The organism is Bacteroidales bacterium (genome assembly GCA_016707785.1).
Classification (GTDB): Bacteria; Bacteroidota; Bacteroidia; order Bacteroidales; family UBA4417; genus UBA4417.
This window is the reverse complement of sequence record JADJGZ010000057.1, coordinates 105,689-113,921: the sequence shown is the minus strand read 5'-3', so window position 1 is coordinate 113,921 and position 8,233 is coordinate 105,689. Positions and strand designations below refer to the sequence as shown.

Below are 8,233 nucleotides of genomic sequence, written 5' to 3'. Positions count from 1 at the left end.
GCAATCCGCTTTCCTGATCAAATCCCTTCACAATATTCTGCTTATCCCCATGAATATAAATATGAAAATTCTTATCCAGCTTGATAATGCTTTTGAATACCCGGCTTTGTTTTTTGAGAGCGGCTTCTGATATGGAAAAGTTGTCGGTGATCTGAACGTCCTTTTCTTCTTCAAAGGTTGATTTGTAAGATTTAAAGCTATTAATCATACCGGGGTCTGAAAGCACCTCAGAGGCAAAATCATCCATGTCGAATTCCTCGCTTTCCTTGAAGAATTTCACCGATTTATTAAGCATTTCCACCTGGTCGGCTTTTGAAACCTCATATTCTTCAGGCATTTTATTAATCACAAAGCTCTTGCACAGGTTCAGAACATTTTTTGTCTGGTAGTATTCGTCATTCCTGGGCTTTAGATGAAGGAACTGGTCCACCCAATACTGCGCATCAGTTGAGCGACTGACTGAATCGACAATGGAAACCAGGTAGCCCTTTTCAGCTTCAGAATTAAAGATCAGGCAGCCTTTATCCAATTTGTTAATATTAAAGCCGAGTTCACTCTCAATCACAAATCCATCTGAACCCGGCAGTACTTTTAGAAAAGTATCCTTGGTTTCTGCTTTAAATAAGCCAACCGCATCAACAGTTTCCCTTCCGATCTGGCAACCACGGAAATACACTACAAACAGTTCCCCGACTTTGATTTTCGGGTGGTTGGATTGTTCATACAGGTGTTTAGCAATATGTACCGACTGATCATATAATGAATCCGGATCATTGAAAATTTGAGTAACGAAGGAATAAACCTCATTCAGTTTCAGGTCCGAATCATGGTAAAGGTTGAAGTATTCCTCAAATTTAAAGGAAGTCAGGAAATAGGTGAGAAGGTTATTATGAGTATTCCCGTTCAAATGTAGAGATGATTTCGAGAAAATGATGCCATCATCTGTTGGCTTGTAGCCGATGTGGTGCACCACTGCCGAATCGATTTCACAATTTTCAAACATGGGATTGCTTTCAGTCATTGAGATTATTTTAAGTGGATTTCTTTAATGGGATTCAAGTCTGGATTGTTTCAGTTCAATTTTTCACCACTAATCTTTAAGCAGGCAAATTTTCCTGGCGCATGATTTAAAAAGATGGTACCCGGTGGCACCTTCACTGATCAGTGTGCAGGCTAAGTCGGCATCAATAACCTGTGTAGCTCCAATAATATTAACACCTTTTTCAAAAAGGATATCCGGGATAAGGCTTGACGATGGGCCAACAACTATTACTGTTGCTGTTGAAGGGGAACTAGCCAGCAGTGCATCAAGCGTATTATTTAAAATGGTTGAACCTGTAATTATAATGATGTCCGCAGATTTCATGGCAGCTTTCGCTTTTGACGTCGGGACGAAATATTTATACTGATCAGGTGCCAGAGCCTTTTTATTCAATTCAAGTACTGAAAGATGGTGAATACTATCGGAAAATCTTTTTATATAAGATTGAAAAGCTCCAACGATTACCACATTTTTAGGAGTACTCAGGTCAAGTTGATCTGCCGGGTCAGCATTTTCAATGATTTTATACGCTGAGTGAGCAATAATTTCAGCAGAAATTGCATTCATTACCGAAAGTTTTAACACATCCAGCAATTTATTCCCTTCTGTTTGATTAAAAAGATCAGCAATTTTTTGCCCGTGAACTTTTCCAGGTGAAAAAGGACCGAAATATTTATCTCTGGAATGATAACAACCTTCTTTTGTGTCAATATCGGTAATGGAAATACCACTATAACCTGTTGAAAGTTTAACAAGTGTCATAAAAATTCCCGCATTCACTTTCTCTATTGTAATATCATTGAAACGCTCTCCATAGTGGGATTTCAACAAGGTGAAGGTTTCTTCAAGAATGCCGGGCATATCTGGATTTATTCATGAATAAATGAGAGCATTTTCAGAATCAAAATTAGATAAATAAAGTTCTCATCCTAAGCTCCGTTACCTTTGCTGTATCTGCCACAAACTATGAATCCTTAGCGGGTTAACTGAACAAGTATAGCATTGAAGAAAGACTGTCTGCCCTTAAAAGAAGAAAGTATTTGAAAAGTACAGATGGAAAAAATCACCTTAGGAAATTCAATTCGTTAAAGAATAATCCATTGTTGGATTGTAATTTTTGTAAATTTGCACACCATTTGCCCAGGTGGCGGAATTGGTAGACGCGTCGGTCTCAAAAACCGATGTACGTGAGTACGTGCCGGTTCGATCCCGGCCCCGGGTACAAAAGAGTCCTGAACTTCAGGGCTCTTTTTTTTGTGGTTGGTTCTGTATCAGGAATTGGATATTCTGTTCTTTTATAATATTTGACAAGCATAGTTCGCCACATCTTTAGTTGGTAGATAGATATGGCGAATAATACTTATATTATTCGCCATATCTATATTATATTACATATGTATAGCAAGATATCGATTTATTAATCGCCATATCATTATATATTTATGTATTTGTGGCGAGTTATAACCAGTTTACCTTGGCTGCAATTATAGGAAGAAATTACGAACAGGAAGAATTAAGCAGATTTGTAAAATCAGAAACTTCAGAATTAGTTGCTATTTTATTTCACTAATTTGAAAAAGTCTTCTGCTTTCAAATAAGGTCAAAAGCGTCTTTGCGCTCCCCTTGCGTCATTGCGGTAAAAAAACCGTCTCTTGATACAGCCCTTTGTAGACAACCTGGTCAAGTGAATTTACGCTCTATTTAAGCATTTTCAGGTAATTCACTTCATGCTCTGTCAGTAATCTCCACTTACCTCTTGGAAGGTCTTTTTTGGTTAACCCGGCAAAGACAAGACGGTCAAGTTTTATGACTTCATATCCCAAAGCTTCGAAGATGCGCCTTACAATCCGGTTTTTTCCTGAATGCAATTCAACACCTACCTCCTTTTTGCTTCCTCCTTCTGCATATGCGACTTCATCCACTACAGCAACACCATCCTCGAGTTCCACACCTTCAGTCGCTATTTTGATCATATCGCTTTTAGTCACTGCTTTGTCGACTTCCACATGATACACTTTCTTCACCTTATGCCTTGGATGGGTAAGCTTCTTTGCAATTTCTCCGTCATTGGTAAGTAGCAATAAACCGGTGGTATTCCGGTCGAGGCGACCTACCGGGTAAATCCGTTCTTTACAGGCATCTGCAACCAGTGACATCACGGTCTTGCGATCATATGGGTCATCAGTGGTTGTAATGTAACCTTTTGGTTTATTCAGAAGCACATACACATGCCTTTCATTGCGGATGGTATGATTATCATATTGCACTTTATCCGAAGAAGAAACTTTTGTTCCGAGTTCAGTAACCACTTTACCATTCACCATGACTACCCCTGCCTGGATAAGGTCGTCAGCCTCCCTGCGGGAACAAACCCCTGAATTGGCAATATACTTATTCAACCTGATCAAGCCCTCTTCACCCCGTCCGGAGGAAGTGTTTGCGGTTGGTTTTTTAGCATCGTAACCTCCACCATCTCTTTTTGGACGGCCATATCCTTCCTTCTTTCCTGCAAAGGGGCGTTTCGTGCGACTATCATCTCCTGATGGACCTTTACGATCTTCCCTGGGTTTATAGTCTCTTTTGGGGCGATCTTCCCTGTCAGCTGATGTGCGGCCGGGGCGATCTTCCCTGGATTTATAAGGTCTTTCGGAGCGTTCTTCCCTGTCAGCTGGCTTACGATCTTCTCTTGGCTTATAGGTTCTCTCCGAGCGTTCTTCCCTGCAGATGATCTTCTTCCTGGGTTTATAGGTTCTTTCGGTGCGATCCTCCCTGTCAGCAGGTTTACGATCTTCCCTGGATTTATAAGGTCTTTCGGTGCGATCTTCCCTGTCAGCTGGCTTACGATCTTCCCTGGGTTTATAAGTTCTTTCAGAGCGATCTTCCCTATCAGCTGGCTTACGATCTTCCCTGGGTTTATAAGTTCTTTCGGAGCGATCTTCCCTGTCAGCTGGCTTACGATCTTCTCTTGGTTTTGGTGTTCTTGCAGGGCGATCATCCCTGGCAAAAGAGGTGCGGCCCGGACGGTCTTCTCTGGTTTTTGGGGTTCTGGCAGGTCGGTCTTCCCGGGGATTTTGTGTCCTGGTTACTGGTGAATCAATGGTTGAATCTACATCAGGTTCAGTTCTTTTACCCGGAGCAGGGCGAAGTGGCTCTTTTCGCACACTCCCTTTAGGAGAGCGGGCTCCGGCTCGACCGGTTACTTTTCCTTTGGGCTTTTTGGAAGATTTTGAAGTTGATTTGTCAGGACTTGCCTTTCCAGGCCGTGCTTTGCGTTCCATACCAGATGCTAGATTTTTGCAAAGGTACGAACTAAACGATACCTTTTATCCTTCCTTCAAAGGGCACAGCTGCAGAGACTATAAAGTCCAGAAAACAAATATTTTATGCAATTCTAAAATCAGGTATCAGAACAATCAAATTCGTCTCTGATTCAAATGATCCGAAAAGCATTAAAACCGATAATCTTTGTTAAAAGCACAAAATAAACACCCGTATTTGAAAAAAAACGACTTTTTTTTATTATATTTGTGTAAACGGCATATTCCGGAACAGGCCTAAAAAGGGGGTTCTATGAAAACAATGACTCAACGCATTATTACTGTCGGTACTTTCCCATATTCCCGGGCGATGCTTCTTCAAATACAATTGCAAACGGAAGGAATTGATTGTTTTTTAGTTCCAAAGGATTCTGTTCAACCTATACATGCAGCAGATCTGCGAGTCCAGGAAAAAGATGTGGCAAAGGCAATTTCACTCATTGATCAAACCATCAACAGTTATGGGGTGGCAAAAGAGAAAGCCTTTAGAAATATCGGTGTAATCAGGCGGATACTTGTTCCTGTAGATTTTTCCACACTTTCATTGCATGCATCCCGATTCGCAATTAGCCTTGCACATAAGTACAAAGCTGAGGTCAAACTCTTGCATGTTTTTTATAATCCTGCCATCGATATAACGCCCTATGATGAGCATTACTCATATCAGGTGAAATTGTCCAGCAGTCTAAGGGAAATTGAAAAAAATGCGCGGATCAACCTGGTAAAACTGGAAGAGAAACTTAATGCCTGGTGCCTAAATGAGAAAATCAGGGACGTAAAAATTTCTATCGGTCTTTCCAATGGAGAGGCTTCAGAGGAAATTGTAGAGTATAGCAGAAAATATCGTCCCGCTATCATTATCATGGGAACAATTGGGCTCACCAAAGGAAGTCATCCTATGGGAAGAGTGACAACAAGAGTGATTGAGAATTCCAATATTCCTGTTCTTGCTATCCCAGATAAATCGGTGAAGAGTATGGATGATATTAATAAAATGATGTATGCCACCGATTTTGATCCTTCAGATTATGGTGTAATCAACCGTTTGCTCACCATGATTGCTCCATTGAAAATACAGCTGCATTGTGTGCATGTTAGCGTAGGTGCCAAGAAACCCTGGGATCCTGTTAAAATGGAAGAATTGAAAAGGCATCTCTCACAGGAATATGCAGATAACAAAGTGATTTTTTCAATGATGGTGAGTGATGATATACTACATGGCCTTGAATCTTATATCAGGAATAATGAGATTGATGCCATAGCAGTGATAAATCATAAGAAAGGACCTCTGGAAAAGCTTTTTGCTCCAAGCATGACACGGAAGATTTATTCTGAAACCGGTAAACCTTTGTTTGTGTTTCATGCAGGGTGATATCCCTTTTAAGATTTGATTCCGGAAAGTTGGACACTAGTGGCCATTCCACTTGATGTTGCTACCCATGCATATTACCAGGGTAAGAATGCATCCCGAATATGGTTCAAAGAAACTTTTTCCTTATCAAACAGAATCCCAATCACATCAAAGCGGGTTTCTCCCTTATAATCCTGTTCTTTTATATAACCTTCTGCAGCTCTCACCATGGATCGCTGTTTCAAAGGGGTTACAGCCATTTCGGGCTCCCCGAACCAGGCAGAAGTCCGTGTTTTTACTTCAACAATAACCAGCCATTCACCTGATTTTGCAATGATATCGATTTCATCGCGGTTATAACGCCAATTGCGGGCCAGGATATCGTAGCCTGATTTCAAAAGATAATTCGCAGCGATATTTTCGCCGTTTTTTCCAAGGTCATTATGTGTTGCCATAAAACTATTGAATAACAGGAATTAAAAGTGAATAAAGCAGATAGATAAATACAAAGAATGCAAGAAATATTAAAAGAGGTTTTATGATCCGGGGTAGTTTTGTTCCCTTGCTGAAGGTTGCAGCATTTGAAAAAGTAATGGATGAACCGTTTTCGCCAACAACCATATTAACGGTCTTTCCCATTATGAGTGCCCGGTTATCAGGAACATGGCCTGCAGGAAATCCAAAACAAACAGGGTAATCATATTCAGCAACTGCTTCCCTGATGATGTTTTCGGCGGTTTTTCCAAATGGAACAGCATTGTCGTTCATTTTCGACATCCCGCCAACGATTAGTCCTGCAAGTGAATGCAGTTTGCCGGATCGTTTCAGGTTTAACATCATCCGGTCGATATGATAAAGGTATTCATCAAGATCCTCAATGAAAAGGATTTTTCCTTCGGTATTCAGATCGGAAGCGGAACCATTCAGGGCATAAAGAATGGAAAGATTTCCTCCTACCAGTATTCCTTCAGCTTCCCCGTATCTGTTTTGCTCCATAGCCGGAAGCGAAAATTGCATTTCCTCTCCAAAAAGTGCTTTTTTAAGGGTGGAAAGGTTGTAGCTATCAGCGCCGTCAGTGCCATAGGAGAATGGCATGGCTGCATGCAGCGTTTCAATCCCGAATTGGGTATGAATGTGAGAGTGAAACACTGTAGCATCAGAAAAACCCACGATCCACTTAGGGCTGATGCAGAATTTGCTGAAGTCAAGCTGATCAATGATCCTGAGCGTACCATAACCACCCCTTGCCGGGAATATGGCCCTGATTTCCGGGTCGTCAAGCATCATTTGCATATCAGCGGTCCGTTCTGCATCTATCCCGGAATACTGATGATGATCGCCAAACAGGTGTGGTCCTGTAACCACCTGTAACCCCCAATCCCTGAATATCTTAATAGCAGGCTCTATCTCGGCAGGGCTGACCTTTCGGGCAGGTGCCACAATGGCAATCTTATCGCCTGACTTGAGATAGGGTGGGCTGATCATTCCTTCAATTTTATGGTAAAAATAAGGAAAATCAGCGTGGATTTAATCTTTTCTGAAATGCTATCAGGCAATATCAGAGTTTGATTTTGCCTGAAACAATTTTCTAATCAAACAAGCTGAGCTGTACTACGGCGATTTTCTGTTCTTCAGGAGGAAGGCTAACCCCGGGAATTCCATATTTTTCGCGAAGAAACTGTACTTTTTCCCTGAGTTCATCGGAATAGCTCTTATCTACATGCCAGCCTTTGAATAATTGCTGGTACCTGGGGAGAAGTTCCGGGAAATGCAATTTCAGGAAACTGAAAAACCGGCTTTTTGTATTTCCCCTGAGGTTTAGGGGCCAGGGTGAGATGCCTGTAACGCCGGTTTCAGAGGATTTCTGGTAGATAGTTTCAAGGTTGCTCATCGAATCATTAATACCAGGCATTACGGGAGTTAATAAAACACTCGTCTTGCACCCCACCTTTCCAAAAGCCTCCAGTACCTTAAAGCGATCTTCAGTTGGAGCAGCTCCCGGCTCTATCAGCTTGCGGAGGTTTTCATCCATGATGGTAATGGAACAGGTAATACATACAGAAGTAAGTGAAGCCAGTTCGCTGATTAATTCAATATCGCGAAGGATCAGTGAGGATTTGGTTGAAAGGATAACGGGATTTTTATGTTTGATCAATACTTTCCAGATCAAGGGCATCAGCTTCGTTGTTGCTTCCAGGGGTTGATAGGCATCAGTTACTCCCGAGAGGTTAATCCGCTGCTTGCCCCACGACTTTTTGCCAAGCTCTTTATCAAGGATTTCAGCAATGTTTCTCTTGACGAAAATATGATCAAAAAAGTTTCCGGCTTCAATGTATTCATGGGTATACTGGGCAAAACAATAACGGCAGCCATGCCCACATCCCCTGTATGCATTAACATCCCAATGGCAAGGCATCTCTGAAGTATGATAATGCAGAGCCGACTTGACATACATATCTTTGAACCCGTCTTTTTCCCCGTTCATTGACTTTAAAATGATTAGATTTTAATCAAAACACGGAA

7 protein-coding genes and 1 tRNA gene are annotated in these 8,233 nt (G+C 41.4%); 2 read left to right on the top strand and 6 right to left on the bottom strand.

Translation table 11 applies throughout. The features are described from left to right. Together IPH84_19230 and IPH84_19225 are read right to left on the bottom strand one after the other, a co-directional pair. Positions 1-1,003, bottom strand: a 1,003-nt coding sequence (locus tag IPH84_19230) for a nucleoid-associated protein (protein ID MBK7175295.1), incomplete at its 3' end; no start/stop codon positions are given. A gap of 87 nt (positions 1,004-1,090) precedes the next feature. After that, positions 1,091-1,903 (bottom strand): DUF364 domain-containing protein, encoded by an 813-nt coding sequence (locus IPH84_19225; GenBank protein MBK7175294.1) that lies wholly within the window; start codon positions 1,901-1,903, stop codon positions 1,091-1,093. A 277-nt stretch (positions 1,904-2,180) separates the two neighbouring features. Here IPH84_19225 and IPH84_19220 point away from each other — a divergent pair. Beyond that, positions 2,181-2,264, top strand: a tRNA-Leu gene (locus tag IPH84_19220). Positions 2,265-2,739: 475 nt separating this feature from the next. Here IPH84_19220 and IPH84_19215 read toward each other — a convergent pair. Continuing rightward, on the bottom strand, positions 2,740-4,320 hold the full coding sequence (locus IPH84_19215) for a pseudouridine synthase (GenBank protein MBK7175293.1): 1,581 nt from the start codon (positions 4,318-4,320) through the stop codon (positions 2,740-2,742). Between the two features lie 292 nt (positions 4,321-4,612). On the opposite strand from IPH84_19215, the gene IPH84_19210 reads away from it, so the two are divergent. Continuing rightward, entirely contained in the window at positions 4,613-5,731 is a 1,119-nt protein-coding gene (locus IPH84_19210; protein MBK7175292.1) for a universal stress protein, read from the top strand. 74 nt (positions 5,732-5,805) lie between these two features. Here IPH84_19210 and IPH84_19205 read toward each other — a convergent pair whose 3' ends face one another. The 3 genes from IPH84_19205 to IPH84_19195 all read right to left on the bottom strand — a co-directional run bounded on the left by IPH84_19205 (position 5,806) and on the right by IPH84_19195 (position 8,195). Then, the gene (locus tag IPH84_19205) at positions 5,806-6,165 is read right to left on the bottom strand and encodes a YraN family protein (GenBank protein MBK7175291.1); all 360 of its coding nucleotides are present in this window, start codon (positions 6,163-6,165) and stop codon (positions 5,806-5,808) included. 4 nt (positions 6,166-6,169) lie between these two features. Continuing rightward, positions 6,170-7,195 carry an LD-carboxypeptidase gene (locus IPH84_19200; protein ID MBK7175290.1) on the bottom strand — a complete coding sequence of 342 codons (1,026 nt, stop codon included), beginning with the start codon at positions 7,193-7,195 and terminating at the stop codon, positions 6,170-6,172. A 103-nt stretch (positions 7,196-7,298) separates the two neighbouring features. Further along, the gene (locus IPH84_19195) at positions 7,299-8,195 is read right to left on the bottom strand and encodes a radical SAM protein (protein ID MBK7175289.1); all 897 of its coding nucleotides are present in this window, start codon (positions 8,193-8,195) and stop codon (positions 7,299-7,301) included. Positions 8,196-8,233 lie beyond the last annotated feature (38 nt).

What these genes read in the sequence shown, in the direction of transcription:
- IPH84_19225 (MBK7175294.1), bottom strand. Translation starts at nt 1,903, where the DNA reads ATGCCCGGCATTCTTGAAGAAACCTTCACCTTGTTGAAATCCCACTAT.
- IPH84_19215 (MBK7175293.1), bottom strand. Translation starts at nt 4,320, where the DNA reads ATGGAACGCAAAGCACGGCCTGGAAAGGCAAGTCCTGACAAATCAACT.
- IPH84_19210 (MBK7175292.1), top strand. Translation starts at nt 4,613, where the DNA reads ATGAAAACAATGACTCAACGCATTATTACTGTCGGTACTTTCCCATAT.
- IPH84_19205 (MBK7175291.1), bottom strand. Translation starts at nt 6,165, where the DNA reads ATGGCAACACATAATGACCTTGGAAAAAACGGCGAAAATATCGCTGCG.
- IPH84_19200 (MBK7175290.1), bottom strand. Translation starts at nt 7,195, where the DNA reads ATGATCAGCCCACCCTATCTCAAGTCAGGCGATAAGATTGCCATTGTG.
- IPH84_19195 (MBK7175289.1), bottom strand. Translation starts at nt 8,195, where the DNA reads ATGAACGGGGAAAAAGACGGGTTCAAAGATATGTATGTCAAGTCGGCT.